The 19,705-nt window shown below is 43.1% G+C and carries 22 protein-coding genes; 4 read left to right on the top strand and 18 right to left on the bottom strand.

The annotated features are described in order from the left end of the window. Positions 1-133: 133 nt before the first annotated feature. The 3 genes from C7H79_RS05065 to C7H79_RS05055 all read right to left on the bottom strand — a co-directional run bounded on the left by C7H79_RS05065 (position 134) and on the right by C7H79_RS05055 (position 1,460). A complete protein-coding gene (locus C7H79_RS05065) occupies positions 134-517 on the bottom strand; it encodes a TM2 domain-containing protein (RefSeq protein ID WP_106706236.1) in 384 nt (127 codons plus the stop codon). Positions 518-521: 4 nt separating this feature from the next. After that, a complete protein-coding gene (locus C7H79_RS05060) occupies positions 522-734 on the bottom strand; it encodes a DUF4177 domain-containing protein (RefSeq protein WP_106706210.1) in 213 nt (70 codons plus the stop codon). 129 nt (positions 735-863) lie between these two features. Then, positions 864-1,460 carry a hypothetical protein gene (locus C7H79_RS05055; protein WP_106706209.1) on the bottom strand — a complete coding sequence of 199 codons (597 nt, stop codon included), beginning with the start codon at positions 1,458-1,460 and terminating at the stop codon, positions 864-866. 311 nt (positions 1,461-1,771) lie between these two features. Here C7H79_RS05055 and C7H79_RS05050 point away from each other — a divergent pair, with 311 nt between their 5' ends. Continuing rightward, complete coding sequence (locus C7H79_RS05050; protein ID WP_106706208.1) at positions 1,772-2,527, top strand: carbonic anhydrase; 756 nt, start codon at positions 1,772-1,774, stop codon at positions 2,525-2,527. Positions 2,528-2,643: 116 nt separating this feature from the next. Here the strand turns inward: C7H79_RS05050 and C7H79_RS05045 are convergent, their stop codons facing one another. The 8 genes from C7H79_RS05045 to bioB all read right to left on the bottom strand — a co-directional run bounded on the left by C7H79_RS05045 (position 2,644) and on the right by bioB (position 9,059). Continuing rightward, complete coding sequence (locus C7H79_RS05045) at positions 2,644-3,282, bottom strand: hypothetical protein (RefSeq protein ID WP_106706207.1); 639 nt, start codon at positions 3,280-3,282, stop codon at positions 2,644-2,646. Between the two features lie 26 nt (positions 3,283-3,308). Then, positions 3,309-3,629 carry a DUF3175 domain-containing protein gene (locus C7H79_RS05040; protein WP_106706206.1) on the bottom strand — a complete coding sequence of 107 codons (321 nt, stop codon included), beginning with the start codon at positions 3,627-3,629 and terminating at the stop codon, positions 3,309-3,311. Between the two features lie 5 nt (positions 3,630-3,634). Then, entirely contained in the window at positions 3,635-4,417 is a 783-nt protein-coding gene (locus C7H79_RS05035) for an FRG domain-containing protein (protein WP_172592359.1), read from the bottom strand. Positions 4,418-4,566: 149 nt separating this feature from the next. Further along, on the bottom strand, positions 4,567-5,250 hold the full coding sequence (bioD, locus tag C7H79_RS05030) for a dethiobiotin synthase (RefSeq protein WP_106706204.1): 684 nt from the start codon (positions 5,248-5,250) through the stop codon (positions 4,567-4,569). Positions 5,251-5,252: 2 nt separating this feature from the next. After that, positions 5,253-6,134 carry a malonyl-ACP O-methyltransferase BioC gene (bioC, locus tag C7H79_RS05025; protein WP_106706203.1) on the bottom strand — a complete coding sequence of 294 codons (882 nt, stop codon included), beginning with the start codon at positions 6,132-6,134 and terminating at the stop codon, positions 5,253-5,255. Continuing rightward, complete coding sequence (bioH, locus tag C7H79_RS05020) at positions 6,112-6,882, bottom strand: pimeloyl-ACP methyl ester esterase BioH (protein ID WP_106706202.1); 771 nt, start codon at positions 6,880-6,882, stop codon at positions 6,112-6,114. Before bioH ends, bioC begins: the two co-directional genes overlap by 23 nt. Beyond that, positions 6,879-8,045: an 8-amino-7-oxononanoate synthase gene (gene bioF, locus C7H79_RS05015; protein WP_106706201.1), complete on the bottom strand. Its 1,167-nt coding sequence runs from the start codon at positions 8,043-8,045 to the stop codon at positions 6,879-6,881. The genes bioH and bioF overlap by 4 nt, the downstream gene beginning before the upstream one ends. After that, on the bottom strand, positions 8,046-9,059 hold the full coding sequence (gene bioB, locus C7H79_RS05010) for a biotin synthase BioB (RefSeq protein WP_106706200.1): 1,014 nt from the start codon (positions 9,057-9,059) through the stop codon (positions 8,046-8,048). Between the two features lie 137 nt (positions 9,060-9,196). Here bioB and C7H79_RS05005 point away from each other — a divergent pair, with 137 nt between their 5' ends. Together C7H79_RS05005 and trmL are read left to right on the top strand one after the other, a co-directional pair. Beyond that, a complete protein-coding gene (locus C7H79_RS05005; protein WP_106706199.1) occupies positions 9,197-9,856 on the top strand; it encodes a ComFC family protein in 660 nt (219 codons plus the stop codon). Between the two features lie 51 nt (positions 9,857-9,907). Further along, positions 9,908-10,372, top strand: coding sequence for a tRNA (uridine(34)/cytosine(34)/5-carboxymethylaminomethyluridine(34)-2'-O)-methyltransferase TrmL (gene trmL, locus C7H79_RS05000; RefSeq protein WP_106706198.1), 465 nt, complete (start codon positions 9,908-9,910; stop codon positions 10,370-10,372). Positions 10,373-10,378: 6 nt separating this feature from the next. On the opposite strand, the gene C7H79_RS04995 is transcribed toward trmL, so the two are convergent. Genes C7H79_RS04995 through C7H79_RS04975 form a run of 5 tightly spaced genes read right to left on the bottom strand, consistent with a single transcriptional unit; the run spans position 10,379 to position 15,342 of the window. After that, the gene (locus C7H79_RS04995; protein WP_106706197.1) at positions 10,379-12,475 is read right to left on the bottom strand and encodes a type IV pilus secretin PilQ; all 2,097 of its coding nucleotides are present in this window, start codon (positions 12,473-12,475) and stop codon (positions 10,379-10,381) included. Positions 12,476-12,506: 31 nt separating this feature from the next. Then, the gene (locus tag C7H79_RS04990) at positions 12,507-13,025 is read right to left on the bottom strand and encodes a pilus assembly protein PilP (protein WP_106706196.1); all 519 of its coding nucleotides are present in this window, start codon (positions 13,023-13,025) and stop codon (positions 12,507-12,509) included. 3 nt (positions 13,026-13,028) lie between these two features. Continuing rightward, positions 13,029-13,643 carry a type IV pilus inner membrane component PilO gene (locus C7H79_RS04985; RefSeq protein WP_106706235.1) on the bottom strand — a complete coding sequence of 205 codons (615 nt, stop codon included), beginning with the start codon at positions 13,641-13,643 and terminating at the stop codon, positions 13,029-13,031. Positions 13,644-13,660: 17 nt separating this feature from the next. Continuing rightward, entirely contained in the window at positions 13,661-14,242 is a 582-nt protein-coding gene (locus C7H79_RS04980; protein ID WP_106706195.1) for a PilN domain-containing protein, read from the bottom strand. Further along, positions 14,239-15,342 (bottom strand): pilus assembly protein PilM, encoded by a 1,104-nt coding sequence (locus C7H79_RS04975; protein ID WP_106706194.1) that lies wholly within the window; start codon positions 15,340-15,342, stop codon positions 14,239-14,241. Before C7H79_RS04975 ends, C7H79_RS04980 begins: the two co-directional genes overlap by 4 nt. 229 nt (positions 15,343-15,571) lie before the next feature. Between C7H79_RS04975 and C7H79_RS04970 the strand changes: the two genes are divergently transcribed. Next, positions 15,572-17,890 carry a penicillin-binding protein 1A gene (locus C7H79_RS04970; protein WP_106706193.1) on the top strand — a complete coding sequence of 773 codons (2,319 nt, stop codon included), beginning with the start codon at positions 15,572-15,574 and terminating at the stop codon, positions 17,888-17,890. A 5-nt stretch (positions 17,891-17,895) separates the two neighbouring features. On the opposite strand, the gene hemB is transcribed toward C7H79_RS04970, so the two are convergent. Both hemB and yihA read right to left on the bottom strand, forming a co-directional pair. Further along, positions 17,896-18,903, bottom strand: coding sequence for a porphobilinogen synthase (hemB, locus tag C7H79_RS04965; RefSeq protein WP_106706192.1), 1,008 nt, complete (start codon positions 18,901-18,903; stop codon positions 17,896-17,898). A gap of 205 nt (positions 18,904-19,108) precedes the next feature. Next, positions 19,109-19,705, bottom strand: coding sequence for a ribosome biogenesis GTP-binding protein YihA/YsxC (gene yihA / locus C7H79_RS04960; RefSeq protein WP_106706234.1), 597 nt, complete (start codon positions 19,703-19,705; stop codon positions 19,109-19,111).

The following is a 19,705-nucleotide window of genomic DNA, read 5'->3' as shown; positions in this document are numbered from 1 at the left end:
TAGAAAGTCGAGCACTCGTCGGTCAATCCGCGCCTACAGAAATACCGAACTCTTTTCCATGAAGTGAACAAAATCTTACTTCTCCGCATGCGGTATTTGCAAATGACCAATAAGTAACCCAATTGTCATGGTATTAGCTTCCAATAACCTCACGATAAATCCTTTCCATCACTTCATTATTGTATTCCTGAACCAGAATCTGTGAGTTGAATAAGGCCTTAAGCTCGATTATCGTAATTGCGAGCAGCAAAAATGCACCTATAACTAGCGCAGGTGAGAAAAGCAAAATGGCTCCAAGCATAAAAACTGTGAAATTGATTAAACCCCGAAGCCACTTGCCCAGATAAAAATGATGCAACCCGGCGATGAACAAAAAATTGAGCGTAGCATAGGTATCTGGATCTTTCAGATCTTTCTCGGTTTGCTTGAAAAATTGCAATTGCTTTTCATCCGTCAATTCGCGCACCAACTCTCGTATGCGCTCTTCATCTTCCTGAATCGCTTCTTTCGTTCTCATCACACTAGCGTGCCAGCGTAATGATCACCGCCTCACGCTTCCAGAACAGCAAAAATCTTTTCTGCTCAACAAACTGGAACACCAGTGTCCAGCCTTCGGCTGCCTCTTTATTCAACGTCATTTCCAGTCGTTTGATCGGAATACCGGATGCACCCAAGAAAACTGTTCCGATTCCACCTTCTGTTACGTGTAACACTTTGTACTCTCGATAAGTCATTTTTCACTCCGTTAGTGTAAGTCAGATTCAGCAATTGAGTTTGTTGTCACTTTGAGAAGAGTCGCTCGTTTAAAAAAATGATACTAACAGAATCATACTGTTATAGATCATGCATTGCCCTGATATTGCTCAATGCGGAACTTTCTGCATCGCAAAAAACCGCCTACGATATGAGATTAGAGCGATCAGAAGAATGCATAAACCCACCATGACAACTGGGAATAATAACGTTGTGACTGAAAGATTCTCCAGCGCCAGAATGACCAGTACATTACGCACCGTGAATAGCGCAAAAAACAGCAATGACTCCGAATACGGGAAATGATAGATCTTCCTGACTGTGGGACCGAATCCGATGACATCGATCGTCGTCAGCAACACCACCGCCCACAACGGATCAGATGTGAAATACCACAGTGGCAATGAAGATAAAGCCGAAATAAAGAACACCCAATCCGTTCTGGTGATGCTTATATCCGCGCGTTTCAAAAAAGCCAGATATGCAATAAATATCGTAATACTGGCCGAAACGCCAATCGGCCATGTACCTACGCCACCTTTATCCTCAAGCTGAGCTACAAAAATCAGCAGCGTTGTCGCACCCCAAATGATCCAGGAAAACACATGCGGCTTAACGCTTCCCTTAAGGATTGCGCGGATATACGGAATGAAAGCCATCAACGTGAGTGCAATGGCAATCGCACTAACTATTTCTTTGTAAAACATGATTATTCTAGTCTTCCAGGTTAAGTTCAGTCAAAACTGGCAAGAAAACTCTTGCATTTACGAGACCAGTACTATGAAACGATGCACGGTTAATGGCTCGTTAGAGAAAAACGCATTACTTTTCGGAGTAAGGAATCCGAGTCAATCTTTTTGCTTCCAGAAATATAGGTAATGGAAACACCCAGACTTTCATCCAGCATGAATCCACACATTCATCATCAATTATTATCGTCTATTTTCTTCGCAATCCCTCTATGTTCTTATACAATACAAAAAGATCCACATAACAATTATTTCAGGATAAAAGATAAATGTGCAAGACATCTAGCGAACAAGAAAGCGGGTACCTGCAGCAAAATCAGCAAAGACGCTCATTTTTAAAAATGGCTGTGGCATCTGCGTTAGGGCTGGGAATTGCAGCAACTGATAAGGTAATGGCCACATCGGGTGCTATTACGATGCCACCTCAACCTGAAAATGTATTAACACCGAAAGCCGCCTTGGAGAGATTGATGGCGGGTAATGAACGGTATGTTGCGGGTCAATCTACGCCATTGAATTTTAAGCATGAGCGTGCCGCGTTGGTCAGGGGCCAGAATCCTTACGCCAGCATATTAAGCTGCTCCGACTCAAGAGTGAGCCCTGAGTTCTGCTTTGATGAGCAACGAGGGGATTTGTTTATCGCGCGCGTTGCTGGAAATTATTTGACTATAGATTTTGTAGCCACACTTGAGTATGCGGCAGCAGTATTGCATACTCCGCTCATTATGGTACTTGGTCATCAAAGTTGCGGCGCAATCAAGGCTGCTATTGATGCCTCAGACAATAGCACGCAATTTCCTGGACATATTCAATCTATAGCCAGCGCTTTAGCGCCAGCAGTGAGAGCAATTGACAGGAAATCGAAAGACCGTATTGACGATGTAGTGGAAATGAATGTTATACAAAATGTGCGAGAATTGAAAAAGCAAACACCCATTCTAAATAGACTGGTAGCGGAGAAAAAACTTCTTGTGGTTGGTGGCGTATACAACCTGAAAACAGGCAAGGTCGATCTGGTTGCTTGATTTTAACTGGTAGAATGCGTAATAGCTACAGACGATCTTAAAGAACGGCAGTTGATACAAAATCAAGGACACCCTCGAGTCTGTAGTATTTACAATTCATTTCCCCAAGTGATTTTTTACTCCCAAATCACCATTTTGAAGCGCTCTTTGACGATACCAAAATAATTACACTTCCAGTCGCTTTGCGCAAAGAAATCCAGATGGTGCCATTGGACTTTCAGTTTCAAAATACTGGCGGCGGCATCGTCCCAATCGATCACGGCAAGCTTAGGCTCCAACTGCCGCTTGCGCGTTTCTACTTCATCAAAGTCAAAGCCATCATATTCCCAGTGTAATACTTCAAATACATTCCCGGCACGATCTACATAATCCATGCTGAAATCCAACCCCCACTTGGGGCGCATCCTGATAATTTTATAGACTAGCGGATTTGTTTGCGCCCATCGCTCAAGTTGTTCCAAGGCTGCGCCGGCATAACCTTTGCGCTCAAACAGCAAACTGTGGTTCAACACAGCCCCCTCCACTCGTTCCGGTTGTGTGAACCAGTGTGTTTTTAAAGCACGTCGATGCTCTCGATGCGGTTGGGCGGGTGTCAAGTTAACTTCTGCATAACATTGCTCCAATTCCGTTAAGTCATAACCATTCTGATCAAAAAGTGCAAGCTCATTGGCTGTCGGCGGATTCAAACATTCTAGCGGCCGCTCCCAGTAGCCTTTGGAGGTAAACTGATTGCTGGTCAAATCTAAGTAACTCATCAGGTATAAATGAAAATTATTGTTGATTATTTGTCATTAAAAAACTTCTGTTCTGCTTCGATGCCCGGCTTGCCATACAATTCCCGCAACTCATCTTTGGCTTTTTCCAGAACACCCCGCTGCTGCGCGGACAAATGCTTCCCCGCTCGGTTGATGTAAAAATTAAGCATCGACATCGCCGACACGAATGGTGCAGCCTTGCGTCTCCGACTATTGTCGGCCGATCGTTTGAGCGACAGTGCAATTTTGCGCGGATCATCCCATGAAAAAACACCGGGTTCAAGATCCAGCGCGTTGCTGGTCTCGGTGACATGTTGCGACCAACGGTTTGGGTGATTTTGGGGCATTGAATTTAGTAATTCCTAATTTCAGAATGTAAATTGCAGTATATTGAAGCGCCTGAAAGATCAGGAAACAAAGTAAGTGGATTTATGTTCATGCGATTTAATGTTTGCAAACATTTTTCTCGTTCCTTGTCTGGAATAAGAAATTTGATCAGCGTCATACCCTCATCGTCAGATGAATGATTCTTTGAGACCCAAGATTCAATTGATCCTTTTGTCATACTGCGCGTAAAAAGACCACTCTGATTTATGAGGCGTTGATTCTCATCCGAGAAAGGTTTGATGAAAATCAGCTCAGGATCTGTATCCGAACTAATAGAATTTAAAAGACCTATCGGTTTATTCGCTTTTCTATACTCTTCTCGCTGCTTTCGGTGCTGCATATTTTCCTTCCTACATTTGTCTTTTGACCAGCTATCAACTGATTGATGAAGAGCAAATATTGCACGACTTTCGGTTTGTGGATCACCAATTTCTATAAATGCAAAAAAAGCCGCGATAAATGGTGATTTAGTCCAATCAAGGAGTGGTGTAGCTAATCCGTGATGTTGTCCAAGCGCCCACCAATCATTTTCTTCATTAATCTGTGAAGGATTGGCTCCACGAAGGCCTCTCGCAGCCAATTTAAAACTTTTTAGGTGTTGCTCCTGAAATTTGTAGTGTTCCTCTTGCGAGATTTTTCCATTCTGAATTAACCGATCAATTGATGGAACAAGTCTCCAATCATCGCGTCTCTGCCCCCTCCAAATATATTTTTCATATTCCAACATGTCTTGAAAAACATAATCCATAAAGTGTTTCCATTCATCAAGCTTTATCTGGATAATAACCAGCATCAAGTTGAGTTGAAATAAAATTAGCAGATTGATTCATCGATTAGTTCAAAAACATGATGATAACTAACAATTGACACAATAAACGGCATATCGTTATTGAATCGCTACAGCCATAACGCACAGTTCTGCAATTTTATAATATCAACAGATATAACATTTTCTTGTATATCTATTTTTTTGTCAAACGGCAGAACCCCCAGCAGAGAACAATTTAACCACTGCTCCAATGTCGCAATATTTTGCTTCAAAACCTGCATCTGAGGATCTGTACAGTTAGCCACCCAACCCGCCAAGTTCAAACCAGCAGCACGTATTGCTTGCACCGTCAGCAACGCATGATTCAAACAACCCAAACGCATACCGACAACCAATATAACCGGAAGATTCAATGCTTGCGCCAGATCCGACCCATTCTGGCTTTGATTGATCGGCACCAAGAACCCACCCGCGCCTTCGACAATTACGATGTCTGCTTTGTTTTTGAGCTCCTGGTAAGCCTGATGGATAAGCGCCAGATCAATTTCCGTACCTGCCTGCTGCGCGGCGATGTGCGGAGAAATCGGCGGATCAAACGCATACGGATTGATTTGCTGATGCGTAACACTTATGTTGCTGGCAGCGAGTAAGCGTTCGACATCCAGCCATTTTCCATTCTCACTGCCTGCAGCAATCGGTTTCATGCCGACCACTTTCTTGCCTTGTGCTGCAAACGTATGCAACAACGCGCAGCTCACAGTGGTTTTGCCGATTCCGGTGTCGGTGCCGGTGACAAAAAAACCGGTAACCATGCTTAAGGAATCAAACCCAATTGCCGGCGTGTTTCTGGTGTCAGTACCGAGTGGCGGTCAAATGGCCGCCAGGCATGACCGTAGATTACTTCAAAGGTGGCGGACAACTTACCATCGCGGCGCAGTTCCTCGTAGGCGTTAATGGCTTGTTGCCATTTATTTTTACCCATCAATCCCTGTTGCCTGCCGAGCAGTACGTTATGCGCGCCAATGGCTTTTAGATCGCGCATCACGCTGATGACATCGGAATAGGTCAGAGTGATATATTCCATATCCATCACCGGCGTGGAAAAACCATTGTGCACCAATAAATCTCCAATATCGTGCATATCTATGAAGCGATTGACGTGACTGAATGTGTCGATATGCGCGAAAGACTGACGCAATTCTTTTAACGTATCCGGGCCGAAGGTGCTGAACATCAGCAAACCATCAGTGCGTAGAATGCGATGCATCTCGGCAAACGTGTGTTCCAGATCATTACACCACTGAAAAGCGAGATTCGACCAAACCATGCCGATACTCTCACTTTTAATCGGAAGCTGCTCAATATCCGCACACACATAATCCGTACGTTGCTGCAGCAACGGCAGCATGCGCTGCCACCAGGTAGTATTGGGACGTGCGTGTGACAGCATAGTCCTGGCAATATCAACCGCAATCAATTGGCTTTTTGGATAACGTTTGGCCAGTTGCTGGCTGCCATAACCGGTGCCACTGCCGGCATCCAGAATGACATCGGGTCGGTATTTGATATATTCCAGACGCGACAGCATGCGATTGCTGATTTCACGTTGCAGAACTGCCGCTTGATCGTAGCTGCCAGCAGCACGCTCAAATGCAGCGCGTAGTTGTTTTTTATCAAGCGTGTATTCGGAATTCATTGAGGCAAGTCACAAATTGTTCAGGATAGGATAAAAACGGCGCGTGACCACAGTGCGCAAACATCACTCGCTGCGATTGTTGCAAATTTTGATGCATCCAATCCGCAGCGGCGGGGTGAGTAATCACGTCATTCTCACCATGCAATAACAAAACAGGTTGTTGAATTGCGACGAAACGACCACGCAAATCAGTCTGCTGCAAAATCTTCAACCCTTTCTCTAATGCGCTGGGATCAGGTTCGACGCGCTGAAAAAAATGCTTGCGCAATTGAGACAAAATCTTGCCCGCATCACGATCACCACTCATTTGCAAGGTCAGAAATCGGTTAATGGTCGTAACATAATTGAGTTTCAAATTTTCCAGGAAAAGTTGCAGTAATTTACGCTCCATGCCCGATTCCCAATCGTCGCTTTTGGCAAAGCACGGTGTGGTGGAAATCAAAACCAGTTTCTGTACACGTTGCGGTTCGCGCAGCGCCAACTCCATCGCGATCTGTCCACCCAATGACCAACCACCGAGCATGCATCGCTCGGGCAGAATGTCCGCAATGATCTCGGCCAAATGATCAAGTGTTCCCGGTTCGCACATAGGGCTCAGTCCATGCCCAGGCAAATCCACCAGATGTAAACGAAACTGTTGCATCAGGTGATCTCGAACACTGCTCCAGATGCCGCTATGCATTGCCCAGCCATGCAATAATACCAGATCGGGGCCATGCCCCATGGATTCAATATGAAGCTGTGTCATACCTGCAATGCGATTTCTTGCAATGCTTCTGCCAAGCGCATGAGATCACACGGCTGATGTTCTGCGGACAACGAAATACGCAAGCGCGCAGTACCTTGTGCAACTGTCGGCGGACGGATCGCGGGCACTAGAATTCCCCGTTCACGCAAACGTTGGCTGATACATACTGCCTCAGCGCTTTCTCCTATCATCAGAGGCTGGATCGGGGTACTGGAAGGCAATAACTTCCATGGCAGCGATTGCAATGCCTCTTTCAATTGCACGATATTTTGCGTTAATACATTCCTTCGCCATTCATCCTGTTGAATTAATTTTAGGCTGACCATGAGCGCTTGTGCTAACAATGGCGGCGTTGCCGTGGTGTAAATATAACTATGCGCAGACTGGATCAGAGTTTCGATGACTTCCGCCTGTGCTGCAACAAAAGCACCAAATACACCTGCAGCTTTTCCTAAGGTCGCCATATAGATAATATTGGGCGAATGAATACTGCCACAATCCGGCAAAAATAAGCTACCGCGTCCCTGCCTACCCAACACGCCAAAACCGTGCGCATCATCCAACAACAGCACAGCTTGATGTTTCTCACATACAGCCACCAGTTCAGGAATTGGCGCAATATCACCTTCCATGCTGAATACCGCATCCGAAATCACAAGCTTACGTCGCGCATTCGTTGTAGACAATCGCTGATCCAGTAGCGCAAGATCAGCATGGGGGTAACGAATAAATTTGGCGCGCGATAACAAAGCCGCATCATTCAGCGATGCATGGTTCAGTTTATCCGAAAAGATAGCATCTTCTCGTCCAACCAGCGCCGTTACAGCGCCGATATTGGCCATGTAACCGGTAGAAAACAGCAACGCTTGTGGAAATCCGGCAAATTCCGCCAACGCCTCTTCAAGAACATGATGCGCTGAGAAATGGCCGTTGATCATGTGGGACGCGCTTGCGCCGACACCATATCGCCGCGCTCCTTTACTAACTGATTCAATCAAATCCAGATGATTGGCCAAGCCTAGGTAGTCATTGCTGCAAAAAGCCAAATAATCACGTCCATCCATAGTGACCTGGCTTGATTGCGGGCTTTCTAGAATTTTTCTCTGACGCAGCAAACCTTGCTGTTCACGCTTGCGTAACCGCTCAATCAGGTCGGGAAACATCTATGCTGACAGTGCGTGTAGCCCCAATTTTTCCATCAGCAATCGATCGCGATCGGTTTCCGGATTTCCCGTTGTCAGTAACTTATCGCCATAGAAAATGGAATTGGCACCCGCTAGAAAACATAATGCCTGGACAGCTTCGGACATTTCCTGTCGACCCGCGGATAAACGCACCATAGCTTTCGGCATGGTAATCCGCGCGGCGGCAATAGTACGAACAAATTCGAGCGGATCTAACACTGCAGTACCATAAAGGGGTGTACCTTTGACTTGCACCAGATGGTTGATCGGAACCGATTCGGGGTAAGGATTCATGTTAGCCAACTGAGCGATCAATCCGGCTCGCGAACGGCGTGTCTCTCCCATGCCGACAATACCACCGCAACATACGTTGATACCAGCATCACGGACTTGTTGTAATGTGTTCAAGCGATCCTGATACTGCCGAGTGGTTATGATTTCTTCGTAGTATTCAGGCGCTGTATCAAGGTTGTGATTATAATAATCCAGCCCTGCTTCACCGAGTTGTTGCGCTTGACCGGGTTTTAACAAACCCAGTGTGGCACAAGTTTCCATGCCCAGTGATTTGACTGCACGCACCATTTCAGTCATTTTTTCGATATCGCGCTGCTTCGGGCCACGCCAGGCAGCGCCCATACAGAATCGCGACGCACCCTTGTCTTTCGCTGCCGTCGCGGCCAACATCACTTCATCCAACGAGAGCATGTCCTGATTTTCAACACCAGTATGATAGCGAGCCGCCTGCGGGCAATAGCCGCAATCTTCCGGACAACCGCCCGTCTTGACAGAAATCAGCGTGGATAATTGCACACCATTTGGGTCATGATATTGGCGATGCACCGTCTGCGCACGAAAAATCAAATCATTAAAAGACGCATTCAACAACGACTCGATCTCTGTTACATTCCATAATTCAGCATCTTGTGATTCCTTGGTAAAGTTGCTTGTGCTACCTTCCATTTCGTTACTAGTTATAAGTGAATTAAAATTCATGCCGATTAACCTACCATTTTCTTAAAGTGAAACACGATTCTTCTATCATCAACAACATGGATGATCAAGGATTCAAGTGGCTCTGTCAATTTTTCAATTAATTTTGTTGCATAACTTTTCCACGCATTATATCCATCATGACTCAGACAAATTGCATACTATGCGGTATACCCACAAATCAGGATTTCTGCGAGCCTTGCATTCTCGACTTGCCGCAACTGCCGTACAATCACTGCCCTGTTTGCTTGTGGCCAGTACCTACCTCGGAAATTTGTGGTGCTTGTCTGAACAAACCACCTGCATTCACACGCACCATTGCAACTCTGCGCTACGCTTTTCCTGTTGACGCTCTGATTCGTGCTTTAAAATATCAAGCCAATCTATCTTTGGCATCGATTCTGGGTAACTTACTCATCAAAAAACTAAAAATCACAAATATTATTCCTGATGTCATTATACCTATGCCTTTGCATCCAATCAGGTTACGTGAGCGAGGATTTAACCAAGCGATGGAAATCAGTCGTCATATTTCGAAGCCGATGGGAATTGTTGTATTGCCCGATAGCTGTACGCGGATTAAACACACGCCATCACAAGCCGGATTACCCTGGAAGGACAGGCAGAAAAATATTCGCAATGCTTTTAAGTGTAAAATAGATCTTTCCGGGAAGCATGTGGCGTTGGTTGATGATGTCATGACAACTGGTGCCACATTGAATGAATTAGCCCAAGTATTACGTCAACACGGCGCGATTGAAATCAGTAATTGGGTAATAGCTCGGGCTTTGCCTGAATAATACCAAATAGGTCTTCATCCGTTATGATGAGCAGATAATCTTTATATCGAAATGTACAACATTATTCTCTATCAACCCGAAATTCCACCCAATACAGGTAACATTATCCGTCTATGCGCTAATACCGGGATGCAATTGCACCTTGTTAAACCATTAGGATTTCCACTCAAAGATAAGCAATTATTGCGTGCAGGTCTGGATTATCACGAATTCGCCCAAATCAAAGTACATAACAGTTGGACTGATTGCTGCCAGAGTCTGCAGAGTCATCGAATATTTGCAATCACCACAAAGGGAAAACAGCGTTATGACAAAGTAGCCTACGCAGCAGGTGATACCTTTCTGTTTGGCACAGAAAGTCGTGGCTTGCCCTCCCATATCATGGATACTTTCCCGGAACAGCACCGCATTCGAATTCCGCTGGTAGCCACCAGTCGCAGTCTGAATTTATCCAATACTGTCGCCATTATCGCTTATGAAGCGTGGCGCCAAGCTAGTTTTCCCATGGGAAGCTAATTTACACTACTGTAGATTCAAGCTATCGTTCAAAATACGCGGAGTCACAAAAATCAACAATTCACGTTTATTGTCGACCTTGGTTGTATTGCGAAAAACGTGACCAAGCACAGGAATATCACCCAGCATCGGCACCTTATTGACGACAAAATTCTCAGTACGATCAAAAATACCACCAATTACAACGGTTCCACCATTCTCCACCAGTACTTTGGTAGTTACTTGCTTGGTATTTATCGCTGGCGGCAGAAATTGATTGATAGTTGCTCCTATTTGATCTTGATTAACATTTAGCTCCATATCAATTTGGCCATTATAGGTAATCAATGGTTTTACTTTTAATCGAAGCGTTGCGTCTATGAAGCGAATACTCGTAGCACCACTGCTTGTGGCTTGTTGAAAGGGAATCCTATCACCTTGCTCAATAATCGCTTCAACACCATGGGCTGTGACCACACGCGGACTGGCAATCACTCTCCCTTTTTGATCCGTTTCCAATGCCGACAACTCTAGATTGATTAATCGGCCATTATTAATCTTCATCAAACTCAGACCCAGTGCAGCCGGTCCACCCAATAAACCAGTGGCAGCTGCCGCAGGCAAATTCACATTGAGATTGTTGGCTCCACTAGCCCCACCCCCAGCAGCCAACTGACTTGAGCCTGTTAAATTACCAGAAATCCCTAACGTTTGATCGCCCAGGCCGGTCGCATTCTGTATACCAAAACGCGCGCCAAGATTGCGGCTAAAAGTATCCGTTGCTACAACAATACGCGCTTCAATCATCACCTGTCTTTCAAACACATCCAGTTTTTGTATGCGTTTTCTGACTTCTTCTATCCTGGCTGGAATATCAGTAACTGTCACAGTATTGCTAATCTCATCGAGGTTAATCGTACCACGCCTGCTGAGCATCCCTTCAAATACAATTGAATTAACCCTACGATGATTCAGATGATATGTTTCTGAACGTAACGGCTCCATATCGGCTATTTGCATCTGCGCTTCCACATCGAGCAACTCTCTGTCCGCCATTTCTTTTCGCGGCGCCACAAAAATAACGTTACCTACCTTACGCTTATCCAATCCATGCGCTTGTAACACAATATCAAGCGCTTGGTCCCAAGGTACATCTTTTAGTCTTAATGTGAGATTTCCTCCCACCGAATCACTGGCGATAATATTCAAATTAGTGAAATCAGCGATGACTTGTAATACTGCCCTAACTTCCACATCTTGGAAATTTAGCGACAATCTTTCGCCAGTATATCCACCATTAGCACGTCTTTTTTTCGCTTGTTCCTCTTCATCTTCGGTCAGCGCTCGTACTTCAAGAATAAATCTTGTACCAGATTGACGGGCTGAGTGCTCCCACCGTCCACCGGATTTAACATGCATACGGACATTATTTCCTTTCTTGGATGTTTCAATGATCTGCACTGGCGTAGCAAAATCCATCACATCGAAACGCCTTCTAAGACTACTCGGCAGTAGCGTATCGACAAACTCGACGAAAATGTCGTCGCCTTGTTGCTGCACATCAACGCTTGTCCCAGCTTTTGTCATATCTACTTCAATACGGCCCTCACCATTTGCCCCGCGGCGGAAATCAATATCCTGCAGGCTATTCATATGCGCATTAGAAGCTTCCTCAGCAAAACGCACAACATTAGCAGATGTTCGATTCTCTGGCACAGTGAGCAGTTTGATTAACAGTATATTTTCCTGTGCCAGGATTTCATGTCGCATTAATCTGGCTAGATTTAATACCAGCCGTGTTCTATCGCCCACCTGAACGACATTTATACTGCGCAAATCACCTTCAGCGGCCTCCTGTTCATTCTTTCCTAAGCCATTGGAAACCTGATAAAAGTCAAAATAAATACGCTGTGGATTGTCAAGAGCAACACCTGTTGGAAGTGTTTGAAGCGGTTGATCGAGAGTAATCTTGGCAATTACCTCGCTATTTTGAAAGGTAGAAATATCGATTGAACGGATACTGTTATGAAACGCTTCGGCTGTTACCGGTTGTGGAGAAAAAATTACCAATGAAAAACAAATCAATATTGCAGCAAATACCATATTAAGGCCATACCCTTTCATCGCTATTGTTAGCTTAATGGTTGTTACGTTGCTAATTTTTCAGCGTAAGTACACTAGTCCTTTCAATCCATTCACTCACCCCATCTTGTACGATTTCTGATAGTTTAACTTCAGATTCAGAAATATGGCTAATTTTCCCAAAATTCGGACCTAAATAATTACCAACCTTTACCCGATACAAAGCTCCATCCGGTGATTTTATGACAGCAAAAATCCTGTCTTGCTGTTGTAACGAACCAACCATAGATAAATTCTCCAGTGGATAGGATTCCAACAATTCCTTGCGTCGATGCAAATCAGGTTGAATTTCACTTGCAAGCGTCTGTACTTGATCATTCTTGCGTGGCACAAAAGGGCTAGGTATATCAAATGCCTGATAAGTAAAAGATTTATATGGAACAACCTCAGGCAAAGGATCAATCTTCCCTTGCAAACCCTCTCCGGAGCTATGTATGAATGCTTCCAGATCACTGTAATCATTTCTATTGCATGCAGTTATCATGTTAAACCAGATTATAAGTAATACTAGCAGATATATGTTTCTAATCATAATTTATTTGCCTCCGGCCTGCTTTAATACTTCTTCTTCGTCCAGATAGCGAAAAGTTTTTGCAACGGCATCCAACACTAGTTTCCCGTCATTTCCAGGTAAAATGTTAACGTCATTCAACGTAACTATCCGTGACAATTGCGCAACATCACTCGCAAACGCTCCAATATCATGGTAGCTGCCAGTCACCCGGATAGAAACCGGAAGCTCGGCATAAAATGCATTAATCGTTTCCTGCACATCTGGTTTAAACAATTCAAACTGCAATCCGCGACCCAGGCCAGCTTGATTAATATCCACCAATAGTGCTTCCATTTCGGATTTATCAGGAAGCTGTTTTAACAAAGCACCCAGAGATTGCTCGATATCTTTTAGCTGTAAACGCAAAGCAGGTAAATTGACAGAACTTACTTTTTTAACCAAATAAGTATTTTTTAGCGCTTCTTCTTCAGCTTGAATATTTTCCAGCATCTCGATCTGATCCTGCCAGACCAGAAAATGCCCTGCTACGATAATCGCAGCAAACAATAGAGCCAGTGCTGCGATCTTAAATGTCGCTGGCCAGTTTCCAGCTTGATGGATATCAAGCTGACGCAATTCAATGAGCAGGTTGTTCATCGTACTATGCATGTATATTACTCAAGTGTTAAAGACAAATTAAGCATTTCACTGATAGATGCCTGCTTGAGCTTTATTTTCATGTTGAACTCGTTCTGACGCACATTATTGATCATCATCGCCTTAATTTCTATTAATAACGGTGACTCAAGCCACGGTGAAGACTCAAGATTTCGCATCAACGTTGATACCCAAGCATTAGATTGAGCATATCCGATCAAAGTAATGTTGTGACCTTCCTGTTTGATACTTTGCAGATACACACCATCTGGAAGCAATCTCACCAACTGATCCAATAAATGGACGACTTCTGATCGACTGTTCTGTAAGGTCTCGACGATTTGTTTACGTGTAAGTAATTCTTGGGTCTGATTTTTAATATCTCGGATCTCCGCGATCTCTTTATCCAAAATCGTAATCTGATCTTTTAAGTATTGATTGCGGTTATTCTGAAATTCTATTTTTCCAGTAATAATGTCATGAATGCTCCACACTACAATCAAGCCTAACAAACCAACCAAGCCAGCCAGCATCGCAATTTGCTGTTGTCGCGCTTTACGTTTAATTTCACGATGAGGAAGTAAATTAATGCGGATCATGATGGATCAAAATTTCTTAGAGCCAAACCACACGCAATCAAAAGAGAGGGTGCATCGAGATTCAGTTGCCGCGGAATAATACGACTCGACAATTCCATTGTCGCAAAAGGATTCAGAATCAGAGTACTGACCTGCGTACGTGCTGCAATAATCGCATCCAATCCTGGAATCACTGCGCTTCCGCCTGCTATAAAAATATAGTTCACTTCAGTATATTGCGTTGAGGTATAAAAAAATTGAATAGCACGCATCACTTCAATGGCTAAAGTCTCGCAAAATGGTTGCAAAACATCTGCCTGATAGTTTTTAGGTAACCCTCCACTACGTTTGGCCGCCTCAGATTCTTCCAGAGAGAGGTTAAATTGGTTATGTATTTCTTGGGTTAGTTGATTGCCGCCAAATGATTGATCTCGGGTATATATCGATTCACCGTTGAGAAGCACATTAATTTTCATGATAGTTGCGCCAATATCAACCAATGCAATAACCTGGTCTTTTCCTCTCCCAGGTAATTGATTCAACGCCAACTCGAAAGCAGCTTGCGCCGCATAAGGTTCCACGTCCATAACAGTCGCCTTCAAACCAGCGGATAGTGCCGCCGCCACACGATCTTCCACTTTTTCTTTACGCGAAGCAGCAATTAGAACTTCCACTTCCTCCAAACTATCGGGGATTGATCGAGCTATTTGAAAATCAAGATCAACTTCATCTAATGGAAATGGAATATATTGACTGGCTTCATTTTCCACTTGAAAAATTAAATCATCTTCTCGCTGTCCCGCCGGAACAATTATTTTCTTTGTAATCACATCTGTTGCAGGCAATGCAAGCGCTACACTTTTATGTCGTGTTCCCATACGTTTCCAACCACGCAACAGGCAATCACTCACTGCTTCCATATTCGCAATCCCACCATCGAGCATTGCATCAGTTGGCAAAGATTCTATAACATAGCGTTCGACTCGATAAGTTTGGCTTCCTTTATCAATCTGAGATAATTCAACCATTTTTATAGATGAGGAACTGATATCGACACCAATCAATGGAGGCGACTTCATTTTTAAGAAGTCTAAATTAATAGCAAAATATTCCTTGAACATTGTCTAGTTAGCAGCGATACTCGTAAATTAAAAATTGCCCTATTAAAGCTAAAATATGTAGAATTTCCACTATCCAAATACACTTCATGAAACAATTCAGAAAACAAAAGCAACTAGTACTGATTCTGCCAGAAACTAAAAAGATCTATTCAAAGAAAAACACTATATACACCCCCTTTCATTGGGTAAAGTGATAATTTAATTATATGATAAACACATATCTATTTTCATGTTAGCTCGCTGGACATATTATTTATTCCTAACATTTTCTGCGTTAGGTTTGATCGGAGTATTATTGGCAGGTTTTGCTGCGTTGGTAATCTATTCAAACTTGCCATCGCTCGAAACATTAACAGATTACCGGCCTAAAATTCCCTTGCGTATATATAGTGATGAAGGATTATTGATTGGAGAATTTGGTGCAGAACGTAGAGACGTCGTAACTATTTCTCAAGTTCCAGAGAATCTTAAGCAATCTATTCTGGCTGCAGAAGATGATCGTTTTTATGAACACGGCGGTGTTGATTATCTGGGTGTTTTACGAGCCGCGTATTCAAACTTTTCTGCTGGAAGTGTACGACAAGGTGCCAGTACGATAACAATGCAAGTGGCACGAAATTTTTTTCTGACAAGAGAAAAAACACTAACTAGAAAATTTAGTGAAGCCCTACTAGCTTTTAAGATTGAACATAATCTTACTAAAGACAAAATTTTAGAACTCTACATCAACCAAATATATCTTGGACAGCGCAGCTATGGCTTTGCTGCAGCCGCTCAAACATACTTCGGAAAATCCTTACAAGAAATCAATATAGCCGAAGCCGCCATGCTGGCAGGGCTTCCTAAGGCACCTTCTAGTTATAATCCTATAACAAATCCTAAGCGAGCTAAAAGTCGGCAACTTTACGTTCTAGGACGATTATATAAACTTAATTACATTTCTGGTAAGGAGCTAAGCGAATTAGAAAAACAATCTGTTCCTGTGAAAAGACGATCAACAGCCTTTGCAATGCCAGCAGATTATGTGGCTGAAATGGTTCGTCAGGTCATCTACGATCGATACCAGGAAGATACATATAACAAAGGCATCAAGGTCTATACAACAATCCGTCAACTTGATCAAGAATCTGCTTATCGCGCTTTGCGAAAAAATGTAATTGAATACGATCAACGTAGAGGCTATCGCGGTCCTGAAGCCTTTATCGATCTACTGAAAAATGGAATGAACCAGGAAAAAACACTGAATGATGCTTTGGATGAAGTTAACGACAGTGATGATATATATGCAGCAATTGTATTAGCGGCAAGACCGAATAAAGTTCAGGTTTATCGTAAAGGCGGAGAAATTATCGAAATTACAGGCGATGGGCTTAAATTTGTTCAAAAATCTCTAGTTGAAAAAAAGGAGCCTGGAAAAAAGTATATAACTCCTGGGGCGTTGATACGTATACAAAAAGACTCAAAGAATTTATGGCATATTGTTCAGCTTCCTGAGGTAGAATCTGCACTTGTTTCAATTGATTCTAATGATGGCGCCATACGTGCCTTAGTTGGCGGTTTTGATTTTTATAAAAATCAATTTAATCACGTCACTCAAGCTTGGCGACAGCCGGGATCCAGCTTTAAACCATTTATTTACTCTGCAGCTCTGGAAAAAGGCTTCACTCCTGCGACCATCATCAATGATGCACCGCTTTCGTTTAGTTCAACCCAAACTGGAAGTCAGTCATGGGAGCCAAGAAACTTCGATGGCAAATTTGAAGGGCCAATTCGTATGCGTACGGCCTTGGCCAAATCAAAAAACCTTGTATCTATTCGAATACTACAAGCCATTGGTATCCGCTACGCACAAGACTATATAACACGATTTGGATTTGATGCGGAACGACACCCTCCCTATTTACCGATGGCACTTGGAGCAGGTTCCGTCACCCCCATGCAGATGGCTGTGGGTTATGCTGTATTCGCAAATGGTGGATTCCGGATTGCTCCATACTTTATAAAAAGTATAGAAGATGAGAAAGGTACCCTCATTGAGCAATATAACCCCATAACAGTATCAAGCGGTGCCAAACGAGTAATTGATCCACGCAATGCATTTATTATGACTAGCATGATGCAAGATGTGATTAGCCGCGGCACCGCTGTTAAAGCTAAACAGCTGGGGCGCACTGATCTTGCAGGAAAGACCGGCACTACCAGTAATTTTGTAGATGCTTGGTTTTGTGGTTTTCAGAAAAACTTAGTCACTATTGCCTGGACGGGATATGACGAGCCTAAATCGTTAGGCAACAATGAAACCGGTGGACGTGTCGCATTACCCACCTGGATGGATTATATGGATCCTGTTTTAAAGAATATTCCAATGACCGAATACCGACCACCTAGCGGAATACAGACCGCTAAAATTAATTCAGCAACAGGATTCAGAGATGATAATGGAGATATTACGGAACATTTCTTTAGTGAATTGCTCCCTCCGATGATCGACAATTCTATTGATCACGCGCCTAAAATCACAAAAGACATTAAAGATCAATTATTTTAATGTACTTAAGTTGTCTTCTTGAGCCATTCAGCTGCCTCTAAAGCATAATAAGATAAAATTCCGTCTGCACCTGCACGCTTAAAAGCTAGCAATGACTCCAACACACAGGACTCTTCATTTAACCATCCGTTAATCACAGAGGCTTTGAGCATTGCATACTCACCACTGACTTGATAAACGAAAGTAGGCGCACCGAACTGATCTTTCACACGACGAACAATATCTAAATAAGGCATTCCGGGCTTAATCATTACCATATCGGCACCCTCATCTAAATCAAGTCCAACCTCCCATAAAGCCTCATCTGAGTTTGCAGGATCCATTTGATACGTATATTTATTACCTGCACCTAAATTTTTGGCGGATCCAACAGCGTCGCGAAATGGACCATAAAAGCTCGAAGCATATTTAGCAGCATAAGCCAAAATACGTGTATGAATAAATTTCTGACTATCCAAGCTGTTTCTAATTGCAGAAATACGTCCATCCATCATATCTGATGGCGCCACGATATCTGCACCTGCTTGAGCATGAGCTAATGCTTGCTGACAAAGAACATCCACTGTCTCATCATTAATTACATAACCAGACGGATCGATCAAACCATCTTGACCATGGATTGTATATGGATCCAAAGCAATATCAGTAATTATTCCCAACTCAGGAAAATTTAACTTTAATTGCCTTACTACTCGAGGTACAAGTCCATCAGGATTATACGATTCACTTGCATTAAGGGTTTTATATTTAACATCAATAACTGGAAAAATAGCAAGAGCAGGGATGCCAAGTTGCAAGCACCTTTCTGCTTGAATCAGTAAAAGATCAATACTCTGCCTCACTACTCCAGGCATTGATTCGACATTCTCACTACGATTCTTTCCATCCAAAACAAAAACCGGGTAAATTAAATCATCTGCCCGAAGATAGACCTCTCGCATCAGATTGCGAGAAAATTTATCGCGACGCATTCTCCGCATTCTTCTTTGAGGGAAATGACTATAAGGAAACATAATTGAAAATATGAAAGAAAATTAAAAATAAATTGGGGGAACTGATTTAAATAGTTTGTGTCACATAAATGGACTATCTTGATCGTCCCCTGTCTTTCCTCCCTGAGACAGAGAGTGTGATATTAAGGCGGTTCCCCCGGTTTTACTCCCCTTTAACCGGGGTTTTTTACGCACATACCGCGACGGATCCTATAGCGCTCTTATATTAATCAGTTTGCATCCATTTATTTATGATTGCCGTTGCATCATCGATGCCAATATTTGCCAAACTAGAAAATAGTTGAACACTGCATTGAGGGTAAACTTCCTTGACATAAAGAGCAACCTTTTGCAAAGCGGCATTTGCTTGAAACTTACTCATTTTATCTGCCTTTGTTAATAAAATGTGAATCGCTTTTCCAGTTGCTGAAAACCAATCAAGCATCTGGATATCTAAAGGCTTGAGCGGATGACGAACATCCATAATTAATATTAAACCTTTAAGTGAACTTCGGGTCTGCAAATAATTACTTAATAGATTTTGCCAATGTTGCCGTATGGACTCTGGAACTTTAGCGTAACCATATCCCGGTAAATCCACAAGAAAATGGTCCGACTTCAATTGAAAATAATTAATTAGTTGCGTACGTCCAGGAGTTTTACTCACAAACGCCAAACGATTTATATTAGTTAGTGCATTAATAGCACTTGATTTTCCTGAATTTGATCGACCAGCAAACGCAATTTCAACACCAGAATGCTTAGGCAATTCTCGAGTTTCATGAACAGAGACATAAAAAGTAGCATTTAACAATTGGCGCAT

It is taken from the genome of Nitrosomonas supralitoralis (genome assembly GCF_003011925.2).
Taxonomy (GTDB): domain Bacteria; phylum Pseudomonadota; class Gammaproteobacteria; order Burkholderiales; family Nitrosomonadaceae; genus Nitrosomonas; species Nitrosomonas supralitoralis.
Note: the sequence above shows the minus strand (reverse complement) of the source record. Positions and strands in the feature narration are given on the sequence as shown.